The organism is uncultured Kriegella sp. (assembly GCF_963975415.1).
Taxonomy (GTDB): Bacteria; Bacteroidota; Bacteroidia; order Flavobacteriales; family Flavobacteriaceae; genus Kriegella.
Map to the genome: position 1 here is coordinate 88,934 of NZ_CAXBGN010000009.1, position 24,816 is coordinate 113,749.

General features: G+C 39.7%; 22 protein-coding genes. 9 read left to right on the forward strand and 13 right to left on the reverse strand.

The genetic code is table 11. The annotated features are described in order from the left end of the window. The first annotated feature begins 10 nt into the window (after window positions 1-10). On the forward strand, window positions 11-736 hold the full coding sequence (locus AACZ88_RS17825; RefSeq protein WP_339713156.1) for a head GIN domain-containing protein: 726 nt from the start codon (window positions 11-13) through the stop codon (window positions 734-736). Between the two features lie 22 nt (window positions 737-758). Here AACZ88_RS17825 and AACZ88_RS17830 read toward each other — a convergent pair whose 3' ends face one another. From AACZ88_RS17830 to AACZ88_RS17855, 6 genes are all read right to left on the reverse strand, one after another. Beyond that, window positions 759-2,117: an MFS transporter gene (locus tag AACZ88_RS17830; RefSeq protein WP_339713159.1), complete on the reverse strand. Its 1,359-nt coding sequence runs from the start codon at window positions 2,115-2,117 to the stop codon at window positions 759-761. A gap of 68 nt (window positions 2,118-2,185) precedes the next feature. Then, window positions 2,186-2,995 carry a M48 family metallopeptidase gene (locus AACZ88_RS17835; RefSeq protein WP_339713421.1) on the reverse strand — a complete coding sequence of 270 codons (810 nt, stop codon included), beginning with the start codon at window positions 2,993-2,995 and terminating at the stop codon, window positions 2,186-2,188. 37 nt (window positions 2,996-3,032) lie between these two features. Further along, complete coding sequence (locus AACZ88_RS17840; RefSeq protein WP_339713162.1) at window positions 3,033-5,432, reverse strand: glycoside hydrolase family 31 protein; 2,400 nt, start codon at window positions 5,430-5,432, stop codon at window positions 3,033-3,035. A gap of 336 nt (window positions 5,433-5,768) precedes the next feature. Next, entirely contained in the window at window positions 5,769-7,664 is a 1,896-nt protein-coding gene (gene glgB / locus AACZ88_RS17845) for a 1,4-alpha-glucan branching protein GlgB (RefSeq protein ID WP_339713165.1), read from the reverse strand. A 165-nt stretch (window positions 7,665-7,829) separates the two neighbouring features. Continuing rightward, complete coding sequence (locus AACZ88_RS17850) at window positions 7,830-9,464, reverse strand: trehalose synthase (protein WP_339713168.1); 1,635 nt, start codon at window positions 9,462-9,464, stop codon at window positions 7,830-7,832. Window positions 9,465-9,467: 3 nt separating this feature from the next. Next, window positions 9,468-11,402: an alpha-1,4-glucan--maltose-1-phosphate maltosyltransferase gene (locus AACZ88_RS17855; protein ID WP_339713172.1), complete on the reverse strand. Its 1,935-nt coding sequence runs from the start codon at window positions 11,400-11,402 to the stop codon at window positions 9,468-9,470. 190 nt (window positions 11,403-11,592) lie between these two features. Here AACZ88_RS17855 and AACZ88_RS17860 point away from each other — a divergent pair, with 190 nt between their 5' ends. Continuing rightward, window positions 11,593-12,135 (forward strand): collagen-like protein, encoded by a 543-nt coding sequence (locus tag AACZ88_RS17860; protein ID WP_339713175.1) that lies wholly within the window; start codon window positions 11,593-11,595, stop codon window positions 12,133-12,135. A gap of 162 nt (window positions 12,136-12,297) precedes the next feature. Next, entirely contained in the window at window positions 12,298-12,786 is a 489-nt protein-coding gene (gene msrB, locus AACZ88_RS17865) for a peptide-methionine (R)-S-oxide reductase MsrB (RefSeq protein WP_339713178.1), read from the forward strand. Window positions 12,787-12,949: 163 nt separating this feature from the next. On the opposite strand, the gene AACZ88_RS17870 is transcribed toward msrB, so the two are convergent. After that, window positions 12,950-13,171: a DUF2007 domain-containing protein gene (locus tag AACZ88_RS17870; RefSeq protein WP_339713181.1), complete on the reverse strand. Its 222-nt coding sequence runs from the start codon at window positions 13,169-13,171 to the stop codon at window positions 12,950-12,952. 177 nt (window positions 13,172-13,348) lie between these two features. Here AACZ88_RS17870 and lpdA point away from each other — a divergent pair, with 177 nt between their 5' ends. The 5 genes from lpdA to AACZ88_RS17895 all read left to right on the forward strand — a co-directional run bounded on the left by lpdA (window position 13,349) and on the right by AACZ88_RS17895 (window position 18,369). Continuing rightward, entirely contained in the window at window positions 13,349-14,740 is a 1,392-nt protein-coding gene (lpdA, locus tag AACZ88_RS17875) for a dihydrolipoyl dehydrogenase (RefSeq protein WP_339713184.1), read from the forward strand. 80 nt (window positions 14,741-14,820) lie between these two features. Continuing rightward, window positions 14,821-15,102, forward strand: coding sequence for a DUF3817 domain-containing protein (locus tag AACZ88_RS17880; RefSeq protein ID WP_339713186.1), 282 nt, complete (start codon window positions 14,821-14,823; stop codon window positions 15,100-15,102). Window positions 15,103-15,253: 151 nt separating this feature from the next. Further along, on the forward strand, window positions 15,254-16,246 hold the full coding sequence (locus AACZ88_RS17885; RefSeq protein ID WP_339713188.1) for a hypothetical protein: 993 nt from the start codon (window positions 15,254-15,256) through the stop codon (window positions 16,244-16,246). 2 nt (window positions 16,247-16,248) lie between these two features. Then, a complete protein-coding gene (locus tag AACZ88_RS17890; protein ID WP_339713190.1) occupies window positions 16,249-17,067 on the forward strand; it encodes a glycoside hydrolase family 16 protein in 819 nt (272 codons plus the stop codon). Window positions 17,068-17,238: 171 nt separating this feature from the next. Beyond that, entirely contained in the window at window positions 17,239-18,369 is a 1,131-nt protein-coding gene (locus tag AACZ88_RS17895) for a sialidase family protein (protein WP_339713192.1), read from the forward strand. A gap of 18 nt (window positions 18,370-18,387) precedes the next feature. Here AACZ88_RS17895 and AACZ88_RS17900 read toward each other — a convergent pair whose 3' ends face one another. From AACZ88_RS17900 to AACZ88_RS17915, 4 genes are all read right to left on the reverse strand, one after another. Next, a complete protein-coding gene (locus tag AACZ88_RS17900) occupies window positions 18,388-19,194 on the reverse strand; it encodes a hypothetical protein (protein WP_339713195.1) in 807 nt (268 codons plus the stop codon). Window positions 19,195-19,403: 209 nt separating this feature from the next. Beyond that, on the reverse strand, window positions 19,404-19,829 hold the full coding sequence (gene aroQ / locus AACZ88_RS17905; RefSeq protein WP_339713198.1) for a type II 3-dehydroquinate dehydratase: 426 nt from the start codon (window positions 19,827-19,829) through the stop codon (window positions 19,404-19,406). 400 nt (window positions 19,830-20,229) lie between these two features. After that, window positions 20,230-20,745 carry an outer membrane beta-barrel protein gene (locus tag AACZ88_RS17910; protein WP_339713202.1) on the reverse strand — a complete coding sequence of 172 codons (516 nt, stop codon included), beginning with the start codon at window positions 20,743-20,745 and terminating at the stop codon, window positions 20,230-20,232. Between the two features lie 203 nt (window positions 20,746-20,948). After that, complete coding sequence (locus tag AACZ88_RS17915; protein WP_339713205.1) at window positions 20,949-21,551, reverse strand: porin family protein; 603 nt, start codon at window positions 21,549-21,551, stop codon at window positions 20,949-20,951. A 351-nt stretch (window positions 21,552-21,902) separates the two neighbouring features. On the opposite strand from AACZ88_RS17915, the gene AACZ88_RS17920 reads away from it, so the two are divergent. Then, a complete protein-coding gene (locus AACZ88_RS17920) occupies window positions 21,903-22,799 on the forward strand; it encodes a site-specific tyrosine recombinase (protein WP_339713208.1) in 897 nt (298 codons plus the stop codon). Between the two features lie 17 nt (window positions 22,800-22,816). On the opposite strand, the gene AACZ88_RS17925 is transcribed toward AACZ88_RS17920, so the two are convergent. After that, a complete protein-coding gene (locus tag AACZ88_RS17925; RefSeq protein WP_339713211.1) occupies window positions 22,817-23,317 on the reverse strand; it encodes a hypothetical protein in 501 nt (166 codons plus the stop codon). Between the two features lie 103 nt (window positions 23,318-23,420). Further along, window positions 23,421-24,722 (reverse strand): NAD(P)/FAD-dependent oxidoreductase, encoded by a 1,302-nt coding sequence (locus tag AACZ88_RS17930; protein ID WP_339713213.1) that lies wholly within the window; start codon window positions 24,720-24,722, stop codon window positions 23,421-23,423. Between the last annotated feature and the right edge of the window lie 94 nt (window positions 24,723-24,816).

Sequence of the window (24,816 nt, forward strand, 5' to 3'; positions counted from 1 at the left end):
ACGTAAAATCATGAAAAAATTAACTGCACTAGTTTTAGTAACGCTAAGTATTTCGTCTTGCACGGCACAATGGGGCAAAAAGGTAGCTGGGAATGGAAACATAGTTACCATAGAAAGAACCACTGGCGATTATGAAGAAATCGGAGTCTCCGGTTGGTTTGACGTCGAACTGGTAGATGGCCGTGAAGGACAACTTACCCTTACCGGGGAAGATAATCTTTTGGAACATATTGTAACCGACGTAAAAAATGGGCATTTATCGGTTAGGGTAGAAAAAGGATACAATCTAAAACCTTCTTCTTGGAAAGAGGGTATACATATTACCATTCCGGTAGAAAGTATAAAATCTATCGCGCTATCGGGTTCAGGGGATATTATCGGAAGAAAAAAACTTAAGAGCAATAACCTTCAAGTAGCCATATCAGGTTCAGGAGATGTAACCCTTGATGTTGAAACAGACCAAATATCCGCAGCGATGTCGGGATCTGGCGACATGAACTTAAGCGGAGAGGCTTCTAATTTCGAAGTAAGCATATCTGGTTCGGGAGACATCGAGGCTTATGAACTCAATGCAGAGAATGTTGATGCCTCCGTATCAGGGTCGGCGAATATAAATGTCACTGCCCACAATAGGTTGAAGGCACGTGTTTCAGGGTCGGGAGATATAAAATATCGAGGAAACCCAACAAAGGTGGATACTAAAACTTCGGGATCCGGTGATATTTCAAAGGGATAGTAGAAAAGCGCAAGCATCATGTTTAAAGGCCTCTTTTTACTAGAGGCTTTTCTTTTGCATTTTCTTTCTTTTCTACCCGTGTCAACATAAACATTCCTATTAAAAAGAATAGTCCCAGAAAAATAATTGCGTTTCGCATATTTCCGGTTACTTGGGCTACATAACCGTACATAAAGGTTCCTATTACGATTCCAATTTTTTCGGCCACATCGTAAAATCCGAAGAAAGAAGTAGTATCGGTGGTTTCGGGTAAAAATTTCGAGTAGGTGGATCTTGACAACGCTTGTATGCCACCCATTATAACGCCGACGCATCCGGCAGCAATATAAAAATCAGTTGGTGTAACCACAAAATAAGCGTACACACAAATCAAGACCCATAAAATATTGACCACAATTAGTGTTTTTATATTTCCAAAAGTCTTGGATGCCATGGCCGTAAACGTCGCGCCGAAAACGGCCACGATCTGAATAACCAAAATACTTACGATTAAGCCAACGGTACGTTCTGAATCGGAACCCCAATTAATTTCCTCTTCCCCAAAAAAGGTAGCAATAAGCATAACCGTTTGCACAGCCATGCTATAGACAAAAAAAGCACCTAAATAACGCCTCAATTTGATTTCGCCGCCCAATTGTCTCCATACTGCTTTTAGTTCTCTAAATCCATTGAGCACAATGTTTTTACGAATACCCTCCCTTTTATATCCTTTTGGTAAATGAAAAAAAGTATATTGACTAAAGATAATCCACCATACCCCCACCGATATAAAAGAATACTTCATAGCCTTTATTTCTGCTGCTTCCCCTAAATCATCCGTAATCCCGAATAATTCGGGACGCATGACCATGGCCAAATTGAATACTAACAAGACCACACTACCGATGTACCCCAAAGAGAAACCTTTCGCACTTATTCGGTCTTGTTGCTCAGGAAAAGCAATATCGGGCAAATATGAATTATTGAAAGCCATACTGACCCAGAAACCGACTAATCCGAAAAAATAACAAGTCAGACCGAGATAAATGTTATCGAGTGAAAACCAGTAAAGACCTATGCATGACAAGGCACCCAGGTAACAGAAAAATTTAAGAAACGTCTTTTTATTGCCGAGGTAATCAGCAATACCTGACAACAACGGGATACATAATGCGATGAACAAAAAAGCCGCGGAGGTCACATAACTAATTAATGGGGCACGCGCAATTTCGTTTCCAAAAATTGCTACTTTTTCAATATTGCGTACCCGAAACAGGGCTCCATAGAATATGGGGAAAATCGCCGAACTGATAACCAAACTATATGTTGAATTGGCCCAATCGTAAAAGGCCCATGCATTCAAAAGCTTTTTACTTCCTTTTATCGGTGTCGATTTCGCCATACCAAAAAGAAAGACCGTCCTTCAAAAGGAACGGTCTTTTCCCTATTTCTACTTTTTATATATTATCATTATTGGAACGAGGTAACCCCAAATTTTTTGGCCTCTTCACGCGCAAGGGGTGCCCATTCGGTCAAATTATTGATACGCGTGTCATTGGAAGGATGCGTACTCATAAATTCTGGTGGCGCTTCTCCTCCACTATTGGCCTTCATACGTTTCCAAAGTTCGGCGGCTTCATTAGGGTTATAACCAGCAATTGCCATAATTTGTAAACCGATTCGATCGGCCTCGGTCTCATGGCTTCTACTAAAAGGAAGCATAATACCAACTTGGGAACCAATGCCATAGGCTTGATTGAAAATACTCAATTTTTGAGGGTCTTGAATGGCGATATTACCAGCAACCGCACCCACTTGCTGTAGTGTACCTGCGCTCATTCGTTGCGCCCCATGATCGGCCAATGCATGCGCCACCTCATGTCCCATCACGACCGCCACACCTGTTTCAGATTGTGTAATAGGAAGTATACCGGTATAAAAAACAATTTTACCACCCGGCATACACCAAGCATTAACCGTTTCATCGTTGACAAGGTTGTATTCCCATTTGTAATCTTTGAGATAACCGGTATAGCCATTGGCCGTTAACCAACGCTCGGCAGCAGACGAAATACGTTGCCCCACTTTAGTTATCATTTTAGCATCAGCTGTGCCCGTAACCACCTTATTTTCGGTCAAAAATTGGTCATATTGGGCAAAAGCCGTGGGGAATAATTGACTATTCGGATAAAAATTCAACACCTTCTTTCCCGTAAAGGGGTTGACCTTACAAGCGGATACGCCTATAAAAAATGCAATTATTAACAGTACTTTTTTCATCATTTTAAGTATTTACTTTTTTAAAATACAAAAAAAACTATTCTCCCGTAATGTGTAATTCGGTAAAATCTTTACAAATCTCTATGGTATTATTACCATTCAATTTTAAATCTTTTAAAGCTACTTTTTCGTTATCAACCTCAACATTCACTATTTTAAACGGTAGGCCATGTAATTTAAAAGTAAAGTTTTTGTACGGAGTAATGAAAGAACCGTCTTTAAATTGTTGAATAATCAGTTCGTTCTCTTTACCACGCAACCTAAACTTTCGCAAACTGTAACGCCCTTTTTTATAATCAAAACCGTCTTGCCCATCTTCATAAACCGTTGAGCTTTCAGATCCAATCTTGAAGTAAACGTCCAAAACGAGCTCGGTTATTTCAATTTCTCCAACATACTGTTGTACCGGGTATTTCGGAATAATAGCTCCTTCTTTAATAAAGAGAGGAATCTTATCTATATCAGCGATAACCCATCTTTCTTTCCCCCCTACTATTGTTTCTTCTGTCCAATAATTATACCATTTTCCGCGAGGCACGTACATTCTTCTACCTTGGGCATTTGGTTCTTGAACGGGACATACTAAGATTTGCTTACCGAAGATGAACTCGTCTGTTCGAAAATGCGTTTGCGTATCTTCTTGATCGTAATGAACCAGCGGTTGTATCATCGGTGTACCATCTTTATGGTAGTTCCAAAACATCGTATACAAATAAGGGAGCAATTGATACCTTAACTCAATGAACTTTCTTACGATATTCGTCACTTCAGTACCAAACGACCAAGGTTCTTGGTCACCATGATCACCACTTGAATGCACCCTGCAGAATGGATGAAAAATACCCAATTGAATCCATCGGGCAAACAACTCACCATTGGGTTGTTCGGCAAATCCACCAATATCAGACCCCACAAACGAAAAACCACTCATACACATACGCTGCACCTGCACGTTGGCAATCCATAAATGCTCCCAGGTCGCCACGTTATCACCTGTCCACGTTGAAGTGAATCGCTGAGCACCGGAATACGCTGACCGTGTAATTACAAAAGGTCGCTTTGGATACACATATTTCTTTACCCCTTCATAAGTCGCCCGTGCCATTTGGGTACCATAGATATTGTGCGCTTTTCTATGGCTACATGGGTGCCCATCGTAATCGTGCCGTACATCTAGCGGAAAGGTTTTAGTAGGCACCTCCATCACGGCCGGTTCATTCATATCGTTCCAAACGGCCTTGACCCCAATATCACCGATCAACTCTTTATAAAGTGTGGCCCACCATTCCCGAACATCAGGATTTGTAAAATCGGGAAAATTACATTCTCCCGGCCATACTTTTCCACGCATATATGGGCCATCTCCTCTTTTGCAAAAGAAATCATTGTCTTTGGCCTGTTGATAAACCCAATAATCTTTATCTACTTTAATTCCCGGATCTATTATTGCAACAGTCTTAAACCCATCATCGCTAAGCTCTTGCACCATTTTTTTAGGGTTTGGAAAATAGTTATTGTTCCAAGTGAAACACCTGAAACCCTCCATATAATCGATGTCTAGATAAATCGCATCGCAAGGTATCTTTAAATCCCTAAATTTCTTTGTGACCTCTTTGACCCTTTTCTCCGGATAATAACTCCACTTCGATTGATGGAACCCTAAAACCCATAGTGGTGGCATCTCGGGTGTTCCCGTTAGGTCGGTGTAAGATTTAACCACATCAGGCATTTTAGGGCCATAAAAAAAGTAGTAGTTCATCTCACCTCCATCGGCCCAAAAACTAGTAACATTTCGACGTTCATGGGCAAAATCGAAATAAGACCTGAACGTGTTATCAAAAAATAACCCATAGGCTATATTATTATGAAGCCCCATATAAAAAGGAATCGCCTTGTACAATGGCTCTTGGTCTTTACCAAAAGCATATTGATCCATTGCCCAATTGTTAACTCTTTTCCCTTTTAAATTCGAATGAGTGGCTTTGTCACCCATGCCATAAAAACTCTCGGCGCTTTGTGTGATCTTACTCATTTTAACCACATTGCCCCCGTATTCATAATTTTCTTCCCAATGAAAGCCAAGTTCATCTTCATTAATAATATTTCCGTCTAAATCGGAAATCTGCACACGAACTGTATTGATATCGATAAGAACCCTTACTTTCGATGTTTCTACAATATACTCCGTATCTGTTTTAACTACATTTAGGTGATTGTACCCAATACCCGCATCATCATTAATCGCATATGAAAAATCGGGTTCAAAAACATTTTCGGTGGCATACCGAAACCGGAGTACACTATCCCGTAAAATAGTTATTTGCAGTATAACACCGTTAGCCGTTGTGAAAAAAAGCTTATCCGCCTCTTGTAAAAAATCCACTATTTTATTAGGGTATAAATTCCCCTTATATTCCAACTCGGTATTTGTTATCATAGTTTGGTTACATTTTAAAAGCCCCCTAAATTACGGACTTTAACCGAGATTGCTAATAAATGATATTAGCAATTATCAACTATTACGATTTCGTAAGACTTAAATGTGTGTAATTATTCTACGAGCGAAGAAATCTATTTTTAAGATAATGGCAAGATTTGTAATCTTACATCTGTTTGGATTTAAAACCCACAACACAGCCATAGAATTGTCGATACCAACGCTACCACACCAATACCATCGTTTTCACACGTGTAAACCATGACAGTCGATACGCCCCATCAATATTTCAGAAACTATGAACGCAATGGAGAGCCGCATTAACGAAGACTAAAACTACTGAAAAATAAGGATACTCAAAGGCGGTATAGTCACTACCATAGATCTTTTTCGCCCATGCCAAGCCTTGGTAGATAATTTTATCGCATTATTGGAAACACCACTACCTCCATATTTTTTGGCGTCACTATTGAAAATTTCCTTTATTTGTCCTGATTTCGGAACGCCTATACGATAATTTTCCCGAGGTACCGGGGTGAAATTACAAGCTATCAAAACATCGTTCTTCTTATCATGGCCTTTACGAATATAGGTCAACACTGAATTCTCATGATCACCATAATCAATCCATTCAAAGCCCTCTGGGCTAAACTGCTTTTCATACAACGCGGGATATGTCTTATAAGTTTGATTCAGGTCTTTTATCAATTCTTGTATGCCTGAATGAAAAGCGTATTGGGTAAGGTGCCATTCAAGACTCTGTTGGAAATTCCACTCAGAAGTTTGACCGAACTCCCCACCCATAAATATCAAATTGGTGCCTGGATGGGTAAACATGTAACCAAAAAGCAACCGTAAATTGGCGAAACGCTGCCATTCATCACCTGGCATTCTGTATACCAAAGATTGTTTTCCGTACACCACCTCATCGTGCGAAAATGGCAGCATAAAATTCTCGGTAAAAGCATAGGTCATACTGAATGTCAAATCATTCTGGTGGTGTTTTCTGTAAATCGGTTCCTTTTTAAAATATTCTAAGGTGTCGTGCATCCAACCCATCATCCACTTCATACCAAAACCAAGGCCACCATACTTTACGGGCCGTGACACCCCCGTAAATGCTGTGGACTCTTCCGCTATTGTCTGCACTCCAGGGAAACCACCATAAACCGCTTCATTGAATTCCCTCAAAAAAGACATCGCCTCCAAATTCTCATTGTTACCGTACATATTGGGTTCCCACTCTCCATCTTCCCTTGAATAATCTAAATACAACATTGAGGCAACCGCATCTACCCGCAAACCATCTACATGATATTTGTCGAGCCAAAACAGAGCATTGCTGATCAAGAAAGCACGTACTTCATTTCTTCCATAATTAAATATAAGACTCTTCCAGTCAGGATGATAACCCCTTCTTCTATCGGGATGCTCATATAAATGAGAACCGTCAAAAAAACCAAGTCCGTGAGCATCTTCGGGAAAATGTGAAGGCACCCAATCAAGAATTACACCGATATCATTTTGGTGTAGCTTATCGACAAGAAACTTAAAATCTTCTGGCTTACCAAACCGTGAAGTCGGTGCGAAATAACCGGTAAGTTGGTACCCCCATGAAGGATCATACGGATACTCCATTATAGGCATAAACTCCACATGGGTAAAACCCATTTCTTTAACGTATTTAACCAAATCTTGGGCTAATTCGACGTAAGATAGGAAGGTATTATCGGCCTTTCGTTTCCATGAGCCCAAATGCACCTCGTATACAGAGTAAGGCTTGTCCAACCCATTTTTGTCAGCCCGATACCCCATCCATTCTTTATCTTTCCAATCATACTCGGCATCCCAAACTATGGATGCTGTTTTAGGTGGATGTTCGCAATATTTAGCAAAGGGATCGTTCTTTTCCGTCTGTATATCCGCATTGTTCGAGTGTATTTTATATTTGTAAAGTGTGCCTTTATCGATTCCCGGAATAAACCCTTCCCATATACCACTAGCATCCCAACGCACATTAAGCTTATGGTCACCTTCTAGCCAATAGTTGAAATCTCCGATTACCGAAACCGATTTTGCAGTTGGCGCCCAAACCGCAAAGTAAGTACCTTTTACTCCATCTAATTCAATGATGTGAGAACCTAATTTTTCGTAAAGCTGAAAATGTTTTCCTGCTTTGAAAAGGTCAATATCAAACTCGGAAAATAAACTGTGCGGTACTACTTTGCCCATGTTTTTTTGTTATTAGTTGTTATTTATAGTTCGAAATTGTCAACATTAAATTAATGCTATCTTCTTTTTTAAAATCAAGAAAACTTTTACCACATTGACATTAAATATTCGTCATTTTAAATTTAAAATCCCCATTTAGTTTCATTTATCCAAAAGTAGAAACCATTAAGCCTTCTCATTAATAATACTCATAATACCCTCTAGAGGAATTACGGCCCACAAAGGTCTTGAATTCATTTCATAACCCAATTCATAAACTGCTTTTTCGAGCATGCAATATTCTAAAATGAATATGCGCTCTTGAATATAGCCTATATTCAAGTTGTTTTTTTGAATAAGCCCTACGTAGCTTCCCATAAAAACGCCTATGAAATAACGGTACAGCAACTCCCCTGCCTTAAACAGTTGTTTTTGAGGTTGCGGATAAGTGCCAGTATCGTCAAAAATAGTGGCGTATATCGCATAGTGGAACGACCTGAAGATACCCGCAACATCTTTCAAAGGCGGCTGTTTGACCTTCCGATCACGAATGGTACTTTCAGGTTCCCCCTCGAAATCAAGGAGATAAAAATCATCATCCTGTATCAGAATTTGCCCTAAATGATAATCACCATGAATACGAATGCGCTCCCCCTTAAGCTTGGTCCAGTCAAAGTTTACAAAGCGCTTTCGAATTTCGTTCTTGCGCTCTAAAAATTCTTTGGCCAATTCTAAAGAAAGTCCATCCAATCGGTGAATATTGTTTTCTACAATATTCAGCCTGTTTTGAAACTGGTACAACAATCTATTCTTCAGCCAAACCTCATAATCACCATTAAAATGGGTAGGCGTAAAAGCCGTGTCACTGAACTCAGAACCTAAAGCTATATGCATTTCGGCCGTTCTTTTTGCCAGCATCTGTAACTTCAAAAAAATATTGAGGCCCGCCCAATCGATAATTTCAGGAGGCACATCGTTGATTCCCAACTTTGAAAAAATCTTAGTTTCGGGAAGCGCATCAATATTGATGCGTTTATACTCAAGATTTGCAAATACTTTTTTAAGTTCCTTCAACATATAATCCCATGCATCCCCTTGATTCGCTACCAGTTCTTGCATCAAGGCAATGGTTATGTTTACCTCATCTGAATCGATCACATTAATACTCCCTTGGTAAGAGGGTGTGTTTTGATATCCTTTCTTTTCAGATAAAAACCTGCTCATTTCATAATCGGGATTCTTATCGGAATAAATCCGTCTAAAGAACTTGATCACATATTTATCATTAATGATAATCGAAGTATTGCTCTGCTCGAGCCCCATAAAACGGGACGAAACATACTCCGTATCATTAAAATTGACACTTTTATGATACCTAACTTTTGTAGTATCGTTCGGAACTGCCGTCATAATTCTTTCAAAAACCAGTTTTCGAAACGCCTCCAAATTCAGGGCATCGATAATAAAACCCTCTTGACCCCTAATGGTAAGGGGCAAAATCCTATCTTTTTCTGCAAAAGTTTCATCAGAAACAAAAGCAATCGGCAAAAAGTAATGCTGATAAAAGGCTTCTTCAAAATTCACTTCAAGCAGTAGCCCGTAATAAACCTCTTCGCGCTGCTGAATTCTAAAATACTCCTGTAACTCTATATACTTTAGTTTACTGGCCTTACCCCCATACCATCGCTGCTGAATGATATAATTTTCGAGTACATCAGATAGAAAGACCCGAACAAAGTTCTCATCATCAATGAGTTCTTCCCATACGGTATCAAACGTATAGGGAGGTTGCAAAACGGAATCTTTCTTTTTCTTGGGCATAAACTACTTATTTATGTGGAATACATGAAAGGGTAATGCGGGACTCAGTTCAACATAGTTCCATTCAGAGCTCCATGTATAACTGTTATCGGTTATCATGTCTTTCATTACCATAGGATGCCCCGCCGATACTCCTAGCGCTTCTAATGGCATTTGCACCATACCATGTTGCGAATTATGAGAATCTAGATTGATAACGGTTAAAGTTTCATTGGTTCGATCATCGTTCCATTTATAGAAAGCGATAAGGTAATCATTTTCTAAAGCGCAAAACATAATGTTATTGGTTTGTTGAAACGAGCTGTTATTCTTTCTCGTCACGTTTAATCGTGTAATAAGATAGGTCAATTTATTTTCATGTGTCCACTCCCAGTGTCTGATTTCATATTTTTCGCAATTCAAATACTCTTCTTTTCCCGGCAGGGCATCTGACACCATATATTCGAAAACCGGGCCATAAATACCTAAATTACCGCACAAGGTCGCTGCCAGCGCATAGCGGGCAAGGTGCATCGCTTCATTGGCACCTTGAAGGTGATACGGATTGATATCGGGTGTATTGGGCCAAAAATTTGGGCGATAGTACTCCTTCATTTCAGATTGGGTCAACTCAACCATATATTCAATCAGCTCATGCTTCTCGACCCGCCAAGTAAAATAGGTGTACGATTGCGAAAAGCCTTGTTTGGCCAACTGCTGCATAACCTTAGGGCGTGAAAAAGCTTCGGCCAAAAAAAGTACATCAGGATGTTTCTTCTTTACCTCGGCAATCAACCAGTTCCAGAAATAATACGGTTTTGTATGCGGATTGTCAACGCGAAAGATAGAAATACCGCACTTTACCCAATGCAGGGTCACCTCTAAAAGCTCATTCCACAATTCTTTATAGGCCGGTGTTTCAAAATAAAAATTGACAATATCTTGATACTTCTTAGGCGGATTTTCAGCATATTGAATAGTCCCGTCTGGTCGTTTTCTAAACCATTCAGGGTGCTTTGAAATGTAAGGGTGGTCGGGTGCGGCCTGAAAGGCGAGGTCCATAGCTATTTCAATTCCACTTTCCAGCGCTTTTTTGACTAGACGCTTAAAATCTCCTTCCGTTCCCAATTCATGATGTATTGCCTTATGGCCACCAAGCTTTGACCCTATGGCCCATGGCACACCTGAATCTCCTTCTTGGGCGTTGGTAGTATTATTTTTTCCCTTGCGATTAACTTCTCCTATAGGGTGTATCGGAGGAAAATAAAGCACATCAAAGCCCATATTCGCTATCCGAGGCAAAAGATTCTCACAATCTTTGAACGTACCATGCTTACCATATTGTGGCGATGTTGAACGCGGAAAAAATTCATACCATGTACTGAAATTGGCCTTTTTACGGTCTACATACACTTGAAGTGTTTTACTGATCTTCGCAAAACTCCGCTGCGGAAATTCTAAAAACAAATGGTGTAATTTTTTGGATGTTGCATTAGAAGTAGCCAACTCATACTGCGACGCGTCTTGAAACTGACCGACCCATTCGCGTAATTCGGTCTTCGCTTTTGCCGGAAGCTTTTTTATAATGTATTCCAGATATTGAATTCCATCTAAAAGTTCGCTCCTTACATATTGCCCATCTTTTAACTTTGCTTCGATACCGTGTTGCCAATTCAAGGCATGATCAACCCAAGCGCGCACCTTATAATCGTAAAAACCCTGTTGCTCCACCGTAAAGGAAGCCTTGTGTACATCATCGCCCAGATGTTTCATTCTAGCTTCATTGAAGTTTTTTTCAAGCTCATGTTTAAATAACACTTCGGCCTGTAGGATATCGTGTCCATCGGGAAACACATCGGCATACACGTCCACTTGTTCCCCGATTATTCGCTTAATAAAAAAAGCTCCGCACTGCAATTGCGGGTTTATATTTTCAATAACTACACGTTGTTGTAGCATAATTTTGGTTGGATTGATTTTGTTAAAAATAGGAATTAATAGTTAAAACATTAGAGACAACCCAAGAAATTTGAAAAGGGCGGCGCTATGGAAAAAAACATTTTTGGAACGCTTTTTGAAACGTTTCTTAAAAGAGTGGTTAAGAAATAATCGCTTGCTATATTTACAAACTTTAATAAAAAATCATATTATGAAAAAAATAACTTTAGTACTTGGCGCATTTTTAACCTTATTCTTTGTTGCCTGCGAAGGCCCGGCCGGACCTCCCGGTTTTGATGGGGCCGATGGTCTTGATGGTGCCGATGGTTCAGAATTTGAAGCTATTGCTTTTGAAGTACAGGTCGACCTGCTCGATAATTCGGGAACTTTTGAATTCGGAGAACCCTTTTCAGTACATAGTATCGAACTTTTTCCTGACGATGCCATTTTAGTATATCGATTGGAAGAGGTCGACAATGGTGTCGATGTTTGGCGTCAACTTCCTCAACCCTTTATGACTGACGATGGTCTGTTATTCTATAACTTTGATTTCACGCAAGACGACTACAAATTATATGTTGAACCCGAGTTCGAATCTGACCTTGTAGCCTCTGATTTAGTATTGGACCAAGTATTTAGGGTATTTGTAGTGCCCGCAAACTTGGGCCTATCTTCTAAAATGGATAAGTCGAACATTAACGCGGTTATGAACAGCTTAGGATTGGAAGAAAGCGATGTTCAAAAAATAAGATAAAATTAGAATACCGATAAGAGTTCATAAAAAAGGCCCCGCTTTTAATAGAGTCTGGGCTTTTTTGTGATTTTATTGAGACCTCTAAAACTATTTCGGCCTTAATTTCGTAACTATTTGAAAGAAGTTGCCTTTGCCTACGTCCAAATAACTAAAATTTAAAAAATGTACGCTAAAACATTCGTTATACTTTGCATGCTCTTTTCGAGTTGTATTGGCATTTCCCAAAAAAAGAAAACCGCCTCAAAAAAAGACAAAACTTTCCCTATTACAAAAACTGAAGCTGAGTGGCGTAAAGAACTCTCCAATCTGGAGTTTCATATATTACGGAAGGCGGCCACGGAAAACCCTTTCACTAGTGAGTTGCTCGAAAACAAGGAATCTGGAACTTATGTATGCGCAGGGTGTGGCACCGAACTATTTAAGAGTGAAACCAAGTTCAGATCAGGTACCGGATGGCCAAGTTTTTATGAAGAAATTAAAGGCAATGTGGCTTATGATGTCGATTATAAAATTGGCTACAAAAGAACGGAGGAACACTGCGCCAACTGTGGCGGCCATCTCGGCCATGTATTTGATGACGGCCCAAAACCAACGGGTTTGAGACATTGCATCAATGGAGCTGCGTTAAATTTTGTTCCAAACGCAAAGTAAAAAGGAAAAACGTTTGGGCGACACATCAAATATACAGGCGCAGAAAAATACGATGCCTAAAAAATAATGGACACCCACCTAGTTGTGACCATATTGATAAAGTCAGCATTAGACATACCGTAAGAAAAGTGCTATTTTTAAACGCTGTCGGCGCTTGGCGATATTAAGGCAAGACCGATGACAGAACTTTTAAGGCGCGATCGGTTTCATCATCATTTACGTATAACTCTTGGTCACCTTGCATAGTAGAGGCAAATCCTGCAAGTAGCGCCGATTTAGATTCATCTTTAACAACGGGGGTTATTCCAATTTCCTGTAGTTTTTCAACAATGCGTTGGGCCATTAGAAAATTTCCAGTAAAGATTTTTTTATACTCCTGATTCATATTCTTTTTTCTTCCCAAAAGATACAAAAAAAATTGTTCTGTGTATTAGAACGCAATCCTATTGTTGATGATACGCTGCCAGTGGCTTTATTCTATTGCGAATTTATTTTTTGACGTGGTCTTTCCATTTGATTTTGTACTTTTGCGCTTTCTTATAGATAATAAAAAATCAAAAATATGAGCAATTTCGATGTTATTGTTTTGGGTAGTGGTCCCGGCGGATATGTAACCGCCATAAGAGCCTCACAGCTGGGTTTTAAAACTGCTATAATCGAGAAAGAGAGCCTCGGAGGGGTGTGTCTAAACTGGGGATGCATTCCCACCAAAGCCTTATTGAAATCGGCTCAAGTATTTGAATATCTGAAACATGCAGAAGATTATGGCTTAAAAGCAGATGGCGTCGACAAAGACTTTGATGCGGTTGTCAAAAGAAGTCGAAATGTTGCCGATGGAATGAGCAAAGGCGTACAGTTTTTGATGAAAAAAAATAAAATTGAAGTCATTAAAGGGTACGGTACCTTAAAGTCAGGTAAGAAAATATCGGTCAAAGATGCCGAGGGCAAAGAATCTGAATACAGTGCCGATCATGTTATTATTGCTACCGGAGCCCGCAGCCGAGAGCTTCCCAGTTTAAAACAAGACGGTAAAAAAATCATCGGTTATCGCGAAGCCATGTCATTGGACACGCAACCGAAAAAAATGATTGTTGTAGGTAGTGGTGCCATAGGTATCGAGTTTGCCTATTTCTATAATGCCATGGGTACCGAAGTTACGGTGGTAGAATTTTTGCCAAATATAGTTCCAGTCGAAGATGAAGATGTTTCGAAACAATTGGAAAGAAGCTTTAAAAAAGCAGGTGTGAAAATAATGACCTCTTCAGAAGTGACCAAAGTCGATACTTCTGGGGACGGTGTTAAAGCCTATGTAAAAACGGCTAAAGGAGAAGAGGTTCTAGATGCTGACATCGTACTTTCAGCCGTTGGCATTAAATCGAATATTGAAAATATCGGACTCGAAGCTGTAGGTATTGCCACCGACCGCGACAAAGTCTTGGTTAATGACTACTACCAGACGAACATTCCCGGGTACTATGCCATTGGTGATATTACACCAGGGCAGGCTTTGGCCCACGTTGCTTCTGCCGAAGGTATTCTTTGTGTTGAAAAAATTGCAGGAATGCATGTCGAGGCACTCGATTATGGTAATATTCCTGGTTGCACCTATTGTATGCCTGAAGTAGCCTCGGTAGGACTTACCGAAAAACAGGCCCGAGAAGCCGGCCACGATATTAAAGTTGGTAAATTTCCATTCTCGGCCAGTGGTAAGGCCAAGGCATCAGGAGCTTCAGATGGTTTTGTCAAGGTTATCTTCGATGCCAAGTATGGTGAGTGGTTGGGCTGCCATATGATTGGTGTAGGTGTTACCGATATGATTGCAGAAGCTGTGGTCGCCAGAAAATTGGAAACAACAGGTCATGAAGTTTTGAAAGCGGTTCACCCCCACCCCACTATGAGTGAAGCCGTAATGGAGGCTGTTGCCGATGCTTATGATGAAGTAATACACTTATAGAAATACAGTTGGCTTTGCGCAGTAGAAAACCACATGGTCTTCTACTGCGCCTAAACCCAACAATTTATCCTTTCATAAATATGCTTACAACGTTCAGAATAGCGGCCATTCTTGAAGGCATTTCATATCTTGCGCTTTTTGCCATAACCATGCCCCTAAAGTACTGGGCAGAAATACCACAGCCTAACAAGTGGGTGGGGTATGCCCATGGTTTCCTTTTCATTGTCTATGTAATTCTGGCCATTGTTTTTTGGATGGAAAAGAAATGGAGTATTAAAAGGCTTATCGTACTAATTACGGCATCATTACTTCCCTTTGCCACTTTTTATGTGGATAAAAAATATCTACATCCTTTGCGTTAACAATAAACCATTTTACTTTATAAGCTTCTCTCAAAGCACCGTATTTCGAAATTTTCGCAGGTACGCCCAGTGTTAGTATATTTGTTATAATCCGGACATCTCCAGAAGTATTTCCCGCAAATATAGGTAGTCCCTTAAATCAAAATATACCTTGAAAATTTTGAAGAATATTTCATTCAAGTTCCTTATTCCAAGTCTCCTTTTGGTGGTGTCGTGCAAAACGACGCGACAAGTTACGACTACTCAAGAACGCCCCTTAATTATTAAATCAGGAACCATAGATGTAGATTTGGTCGAAACCACCCCAATCGTTTTTAACGATGAAGTTTATCGGTTTGAATATGTTAGGGGAAAGTATTATGACAACCCAACGGAAAATTCATATTTCAGATTCATAAACCGAAAAACAGGAAAACCCACTCCATCGTTCGCCAAAGGATTTCACCTGGGGAGTGCATTCGAACATCAAGGAACCGTCTACGTCACCGCCGTTAACAAGTGGGATGGAGAGCAAATACACATTTTCGCCTCTGATGATTTAGAAATATGGAAACACTGGCAGGCTTTCGAACTACCCGGATACGGAATATTCAACACTTCACTTACCTGGGCTGAGGACCAATATGTGTTGATGTTCGAAATTGGAAAACCAGAAGAAAAAGCAGGAGAGCGGTTCACGGCCAACTTTGCCATCTCAAAAGACCTTAAAACATGGGAAGTATTATCTGCCGACCACAATTATGCAAAAGACAGATATACCGCCCCCCATTGTTTACGATATCTCGACGGTTACTATTATAATTTTTACCTAGAGGCACATAATGGCTACGAAATGCGGGTAGTTCGTTCAAAAGATTTAATCCATTGGGATGCGAGCCCTTTTAACCCTGTGCTTAAAGCTTCTGCCGAGGACAAAAAAATTGCTAATACGAAACTAACAAAAGCATTTCAAGAAAAAATCGCTAGTGCAGAAAACAGAAATAATTCCGATATCGATTTTTGCGAGTTCAAAGGAAAATTGATTATCAACTATTCTTGGGGCAATCAAAGAGGGACTGAATTTTTGGCGGAAGCAAGTTTTGATGGTACATTAAATGAATTTCTTAAGGGATGGTTTCCGAATCGGAACGTAAAAACGCCATAATTATGAAAAGAAACTTCATAGGCGAACACCTGAAGGACCGATGTCAAATAAAGAAGTACGGCATTACGCTTTTACTCTTTTTTATTACGGCCCTGACCATGGCTCAAAGACCAGCCCAAGGTCCGGTTTCCTTGGAACAGTATACCCCCGAAAAGCTAGGTTACAATTTGGTCTGGGAAGACCACTTTAACGGTACTCGACTTGACACTACCAAATGGAGGGTGCGGGGTGTGGGACCAAGGGCCATTGCCCATATTTCTGAGGATGCCGTTAAAGTAGAAGACGGATACTTAAAACTTTTTGCACTCAAACAAGACGATAAACTATTAGGGAGTGCCGTCGGGACCCAAGGACTTTATATGCCCAAATATGGGTATTACGAATGCAGGGCAAAACTTCAAAAATCGCAAGGGATATGGGCGGCATTTTGGTTACAATCCACAAAAATATCGAAAGGGGAAGATCCTGCTATCTTTGGTGCCGAAATCGACGTTATGGAGTTTTTTAAAAAACTGGGCAAAGATATCGTATCACATAACGTACATTGGGCCTATGGGCCTAATCAAAAAACTACCCGTGGAATGCAAAGTTATCTTGAAGGGGTTAGCGAAGGATTTCACACTTTTAGTCTAGAATGGACGTCTGATAAATACGTTTTCTATATCAATGGCTATAAGTTCTACGAAGTAACCCAAGGTATATCGAATATCGAACAATACATGATTCTAAGCATGGAATATCCGGGCAACCTAGAGGAAATTGAAAAAACACAGTTTCCTGATGTGTTTGAAGTAGATTACGTGAGAGTATACCAGAAATAATATACGAAATGGTAAGCCCAGCCCTGTTTAAAAAAGCGGGAAGCCGGATGCTAACAAAAATTAAATAGCCGATAAATAATTCAATACTAACGGCCGCTTTGTCGTAATGGAGTGTTTGTCTACTTTTACCTAAAGACCAAAACAAGACAGGTATCCTTAAAATATAGATTCATGCGTAACTATACCAACAAACGATTTTTATTCCTCTTATTTATTTCCATAGTTTTTATGGGTTGCAAAACCAGCCCAACGAAAGAAAAGGGCAAGGAAATCGCCCTACAATTGCTTCCATCGGCAGAAAACCCAAGAAATAGCGAGGGCGACTTCATACAGCTTAAAGATGGCCGTATATTATTCGTCTATACTCATTTTACCAGTGGTGACGGTGATCACGCCAAGGCCTATTTGGCTGGAAGATATTCCGATGACGGCGGTAAAACCTGGACGCAAAACGATGTAACTATTCTTCCCAACGAAGGGGGCATGAATGTGATGTCAGTTTCCCTATTGCGATTGACCAATGGAAATATCGCGCTGTTTTACTTGAAGAAGAATACCGAAACCGATTGTATACCCTATATGCGCATTTCAACCGACGAGGCTTTGTCATGGAGCGACCCTATTCGATGTATGCAAGACGAGGGGTATCATGTGGTCAACAATGACAGGTTTGTACAATTGCCTAGCGGCCGCATCCTCTACCCCGCAGCACTTCATAGTTTTGAGAATTCACGTTTGAAGGCGAAAGCGGCAATTTTTAGCTATTATTCCGATGACCTCGGAAAAACATGGAGCAAATCGACACAGGTATCTAATGCTGAAGGGGTTGTTTTACAAGAACCGGGGGTGGTCGTATTGGAAGGTAACAAATTAATGCTCTTTTGCAGAACGGATGCAGGCGTTCAATATTTCTCGTATTCCGAAGATTCGGGAGAAACCTGGTCCCCGATAGTTGCTGGGAATATAAAATCGCCGCTTTCTCCAGCCTCCATTAAACGAATTCCGCAAACAGGGGATTTATTGTTGGTTTGGAACAACAACTATGAGGGAGGCCGCAATGGAGGAAAACGTACCCCATTTAATCTCGCCATTTCTAAAAACGAAGGAAAAAGTTGGGAAAATAGTAAAACCCTTGAGAACGACCCCAATGGTTGGTACTGCTACACCGCTATCAACTTTATTGATGACCATGTGCTTTTAGGCCACTGCGCTGGAGACAGAGAAACGGGCAACGGCCTGTCGACCACTCAAATCACTCGATTAAGTTTAGATTGGATTTATAACGAATCAACAACCCCTTAAATGGTGCCCTACTAAAAACTATTCGTAGAGATTATTTAAATAATTATTCCGGCCATCTACTTTTTCATATATCATTTGAAAAGTCTGATTCTTACCCGTTGTTCCAATAATGGAACTACTATTTTTCATCAAACCCTTTATTGATTTTAAATCGAACTGATTGGGATATTCCATATAAATTGTAATACTATCCTCTTTCTGAATGTACCTGCCCATAACTAAAGTATCTGTGATGGACAATACAAATTGATTGTTATACTCGATGAAAAGCATGGGATCTTTAGTCTGCCATCCTTGACCAAGGTCCCGTATTGAATCATTAATTTTTATATCCTGTATGTGATATGCACCCACAATATTCTCATTTACAGCATACTTTTTTTTGATACCAAACGCAAATATGAAGTACGAGACCGAAAGAAAAAAAATAAATAAGTAAGGAAGTCGTGTCATAAACTTACTTTCCAATGCGACCATCGAATTATCGAATTTCCCTCCTATTTGTATAAAATATCTATATAACCCTTTACCGTAATCGTATAACAGCACTGTAATTATTGTCAAATCGAACAATACATGATTGATAGCAAAATCAGCGTCAAATTCAATATTTAGAACTAAGATATTAAGGCAAACACCAAGTGCCAGCAACAAAGCAATCAACCTTGTTCTTCTAAAAACAATCAGTACGCCAATAAGGAATTCCGTAAGGCCAATGAATAAATTATAATGATACGACCTACCAAAAAACGACCACATGTGCTGGTGCTTTGAAATCTCTACCAAAGGGGCATACGATTGCCAATGTAAAATTCTGAATTGCATAAAAAGAAACTTCGGTATTGCAAAACAGATCATCTTTGCAGATAGATAATAAATACAGAGGTATTTTAATACTTTTAGACTCTTTACTAGCATTCTATTTTTCATAGCATGTAAAAACACTTCAATGACTTTAAGCAAAATCAGCTGCAATCAGTGAATATTTATGCTCTCACATAGAACAGTCCTTGCTGAAAACCATATGGCTATGACTACTCGGCTCCTTCCAAAAAACTTTGAATCGCCAAATCATAACTTTGGAGTCCGAAACCTAAAATAACACCCTTTGCACCTGGTGAAATATAGGAAGTGTGCCGAAACTCTTCACGTTTAAAAGTATTGGAGATATGTACTTCGACCACTGGTGTTTCCACTGCTTTTATAGCATCACCGATCCCAACGGAAGTATGGGTATATGCTGCCGCATTTAGAACAATGCCATCGTATGAAAAACCCGTTTCCTGAATCTTTCCAATAAGCTCTCCTTCTATATTTGATTGAAAATATTCGAGCTGTAAATCTTTGAATTTAAACTGAAGTTGTGAAAAGTAGTCTTCAAATGTCTGCTTGCCATAAACTTCGGGTTCACGCTTTCCTAGTAGGTTTAGGTTGGGGCCATTAATTATTATAATCTTCATGCCATAAAAATAGCAAATACTTACCCATAAAAAAAGATTAAAAAATGAACTCCTTAATCTCCTCTAAAAACCAATCCCTAACTTTAAAAAAGAGGGGAGCTGAATTCCGACTTAAAATCTATAGCTGTTCAAAAGTTCAACTCAAGTGGCTCCTCCCTTTAAATAAAGGGAGGTGTCCCGACCCCTTTGTCGAGTCGTAGGGTTTGAGAAAACAGATTAAAAAAACGAACTCCCTAATCTCGTCTGAAAACCAATCCCTAACTTTAAAAAGAGGGGAGCTGAATTCCGACTTAAAATCTATAGCTGTTCAAAAGTTCAACTCAAGTGGCTCCTCCCTTAAAATAAAGGGAGGTGTCCCGACCCCTTTGTCGGGGCGGAGGGTTTGAAAATATTTAAAAAACTACCTAAAATGCCGTGCAGATAAAAAGGTGTAAACAAATCCTATGGTCACGGTCGACCAGGTATCATCACCATTCTGAATGGCCGTATACGAGAAGTTGAATTCAGACTGAGCGCCTGTTTGAAAGCCTATTTGTGGACGATAATACAATCCCCCGTCGTTACCTTCATTGAGACCGAAGGCTTGACCGATATCCCCTCCTAAAGAAAAAGAACGTGAGGGCCAAATACGTACCGAAGCGGCCAATGGTGCAAACTGAATACTAGGTAACTTTACGGTCACGACCTCTTCTTTGAACCTTTCGGCAAATCCATGGATTATTCCGGCTTTTATTCCTAAGTCGAATATTTTGTTAGGGGCCCACATGTAACCCATATCGGCTCCGATGACGACGCCGACCAAATCGTTATAATCACCAAGAGGGAGTCCGGCTTGGACACCAATCTTAAATCCTTCTTGTGCACTTAAGGAAGTGCCCAAAAATGTAAAAATCAATGCAAAAATCAATTGCTTCATGGGTATAGTCTTAAAGTTTGGTTACGATAAAACTAGCCCGTTGATTAAATTTCCCACAATTTTTGTTGCAAAAGAACAAAAAACAGTTGTAGGAAGCCCTATTTGCAAAAACGTCGCCCCAAATGTTTCAGGCATTTGCCCAAACAACGTCATAAAAAAAGCCGCTTAAAGCGGCTTCTCTCTATATTTTGAAAATTAGTTCACTAGAAAAAGTAGCACGCCGAAAGTTGCATCACTCGGTTCTTTGACTTGAAGTCTTCAATCACATTAACGAAGCCTGGATTAAAACGAATCTGAAAGTAAAAATTCTCATCTAAACGATAACCTGCCCCAATGGCTAGACCTACATCTAAAGAATTTACATCGGGATCATTAACATAGGAATTACCATAAGTCTCTCGATCAATATTATTTGACAATAGAAGCCCTAATTGTGGGCCCGCCTCAACATAAAGCTCATCCCAAACATTATATTTGGCAATCAATGGTATTGACAAATAAAGTAGATTAATGTCTTCATCGAAATAAGCACCGTTACCCTGAAATGACAGCAATGCCTCCGGCTGCAATAAGATTTCATCTGAAAATGGAATTTCTACCAATCCACCAATATGAAAACCGGGTTTAGCCGCGTAGTCGTACCTACTATCCCCTCCTAAGGAAGAAAGGTTAAAACCCGCTTTTGCAGCGAATGCCAAATCACTTCTGCTCATCGAAGAAGTTCCTTGAACAATGGTTTGGGACATCATCTGTTGTACTCCGAAGAAAATAATGGCAATAACGAAACAAAAATTTTGCTTATTCATGCGCTTAAATTTTAGATTGTTAGTAATAATATTTTTTTTCATATATAAAAGGTACTTTTTTACTCATTAATCAAAGGTCTCAATTTACCCCTGAAATTTGGGTGAAAATTAATAAAAAAATCGTTAGATACAATCTATTTCTTCTGTATGAAATGGGTGATGTTGCAATTTAAAATTGTATATGACCTTTTCAAAAAGCAGTCGTAAACCGACAGCCCCGTTCGACCGATAACAACCAACAAAGTCATTCTGTGATGTAGGCCTCATAGGTGGTCTAAAACCTGGACAACATTTATAAGTTGCGTGTTTAAGTACGATAATGGAAAGGCAATACTAAGTATCTTTGCCTTCATGAAATGGGAACATGCACTACAGGATTTTGGTCACTATCTAAAAATAGAAAGAGGACTCGCCGAAAACTCTATAATTAACTATCGACAAGATGTCGAAAAACTAGTGTTTTTTCTGTATCACCACAATATTACCGAGACCCCCAGTCAAATACAAAAGGAAACGGTACAACAATTCATTTATGAAATTGCCCGAATCGTCAACCCAAGGTCACAAGCCCGTATAATTTCGGGACTTAAGAGTTTTTTCAATTATTTGATCTTTGAGGATTACAGAAAAGATAATCCTATGGATTTAATAGAATCGCCCAAAATCGGACGTAAATTACCCGACACCCTGTCAGAAACCGAAATCAATGACCTCATTGGAGGTATTGATTTATCAAAACCCGAAGGAGAGCGTAATCGCGCCATGCTGGAAACCCTGTATGGTTGTGGCCTAAGGGTCTCTGAACTTATCGGTCTGCGTATATCAGATCTGTATTTCGATGAAGATTTTATTAAAGTAACCGGCAAAGGTGATAAGCAGCGCTTTGTTCCCATCAGCCCTATTAACAAAAAATACATAGCTATCTACCGTAATGAGGTTCGGGTACATCAAAAAATTCAAAAAGGTTTTGAAGATATTCTTTTTTTAAATCGACGGGGCAGACAATTGACACGTGCCATGATATTTACGATCATCAAACAACTTGCTGAAAAAATAGAATTGGGCAAAAGTATAAGTCCGCATACATTTCGACATTCCTTTGCCACACATTTATTGCAAAACGGGGCCGATTTACGTGCGATTCAACAAATGTTGGGCCATGAGAGCATTACAACCACCGAGGTATACGTACATGTTGATAGAACCCATTTGGCAGAGGTGATGAACAAATACCATCCGAGGAAATAATAAGTTGAGCCTAAAAATCAGAACTTGTACTTTCCACCGACCGAGAACATAACGGGGGTGGTAAACTGGCCATAACCCGTTTTATTGAACTGTAAATCGTGTCTAGCTTCAATTGTAAAATTATCATCGACATCATAACCAACGCCGTTCAGCAAATCTAAACGAGGCTGCGCCGGTTCATTTCCATATTTATCCAAGTCTTTTTCCAATTCCATGCCAGAAAAGAAATACATTCTTTTAAAAACATACCATTTAGGTGCTATTGATACTTTAAAAACATCACCTAATAAATACGTATCATAAAAACCTTCAAGTTCTACCCGAAGTGCCTCAGAGAGCTCGTAATCAACTAAAAAAGAAGCATGCCGTTCCCCGTTCAAAAAAGTTGGGTAAGAAAAACTATCAATATCAAGGTTGTTTTGAGGCTTGCCCTTACTATCAAGAACAACATGTGACCGCTGACCGTAGACGTTAGCACCAAAAATCAAAAAAGCAAGAATAGTCCACGTTTTTAGCATAGCAATTCGAATCTACAATGATTGAAAGTTATCAATTGAAAATATAGTAGCCGCAAGTACCTGAAAGATTATCAGAATTTTAACATCGTATTGGTCGACTATTTTATTTGTCGTCTTCCTTAAATTGTGAGTAATCGCGTTGGTAAGGACGAATGATCAATCGCGCCTCGCGATCAAAACGGATGTAATTGTAAACCCAGTTCACAAAAACTACCATACGGTTTCGAAACCCGATGAGAAAGAATAGATGAACGAACATCCACACAAACCAAGCAAAAACCCCTTGAAATCGCATATTCTTCAAATCGACAACCGCTTTATTCCTTCCTACGGTAGCCATGCTCCCCTTATCTTTGTAAACAAAGGGGTGCATTGGCTTGTTTTCTAAAAATTTGAGGATATTATCACCCAAATGCCTCCCCTGTTGCATGGCCGGTTGAGCCATCATGGCATGACCTCTTGGGGTGTCTTCTGTTTGCATACACGCCACATCACCTATCGCAAAAACACCTTCGAAACCCTCAACTTGATTAAACTCGTTGACCTTCATTCGATTGCCTCCTGTCAATAAATCTTCTGCATCCAAACCTTTAATCGATGCAGCTTTAACTCCCGCCGCCCATACCAAGGTCGCCGATTCAAATGAGACATCAGATTTGGTGCTTACCGTTTTTCCATCGTAATGGGTCACTCGAACATTTTTCCAAATCTGTACACCAAGACTTTCCAAAAAATCTTCTGCCTTTTGAGAAGCTTTCTCGCTCATTTCTTTCAGAATTCGGTCTCCCGACTGTATGAGGTTGATCTGCACCCTGCGCGTGTCTAAATCAGGATAATCTTTAGGAAGAATACCTTTTTTAATCTCTGCCAAGGCACCCGCTAATTCCACTCCTGTAGGCCCTCCCCCCACGATTACAAAATTCATGAGTGCGTCGCGTTCATGATACTCATCGGTCAACAACGCCTGTTCAAAGTTCTCCAATATTAAACTTCTAAGGTTCAATGATTGGGGTATGGTCTTCATGGCCATACTGTTTCTTTGTAGTTCTACATTTCCAAAGAAATTGGTTTCCGATCCTGTCGCAAGTACCAAATAGTCAAAATGTAGGGTTCCAATATTCGTTATAAGAGTCTTATCGGCATAAATGACCTGCTGTACTTCTGCCAAACGAAAGAAAAAATTAGGGTAATCTTTTAAAATTTTCCGAATGGGGTACGCAATAGAATCAGGTTCAAGGCCACCAGTAGAAACCTGATATAAAAGTGGTTGAAAAGTATGATAGTTGTGCTTATCCAAAAGTACAACCTGTACTTCTTTGTTGCTGAGTTTTTTTGCAAGTGCAATACCTGCAAACCCACCACCTATAATCACTATTCTTGGGTAACTAGACCTTGGTATATTCATACTTCAAATTAAGCGATAAAAGTAAACAATAAGAAATGCCGGCCTAAACAAGACCATTTCAATTGTAAAACACTTCTTTATATTTACGCCAAAA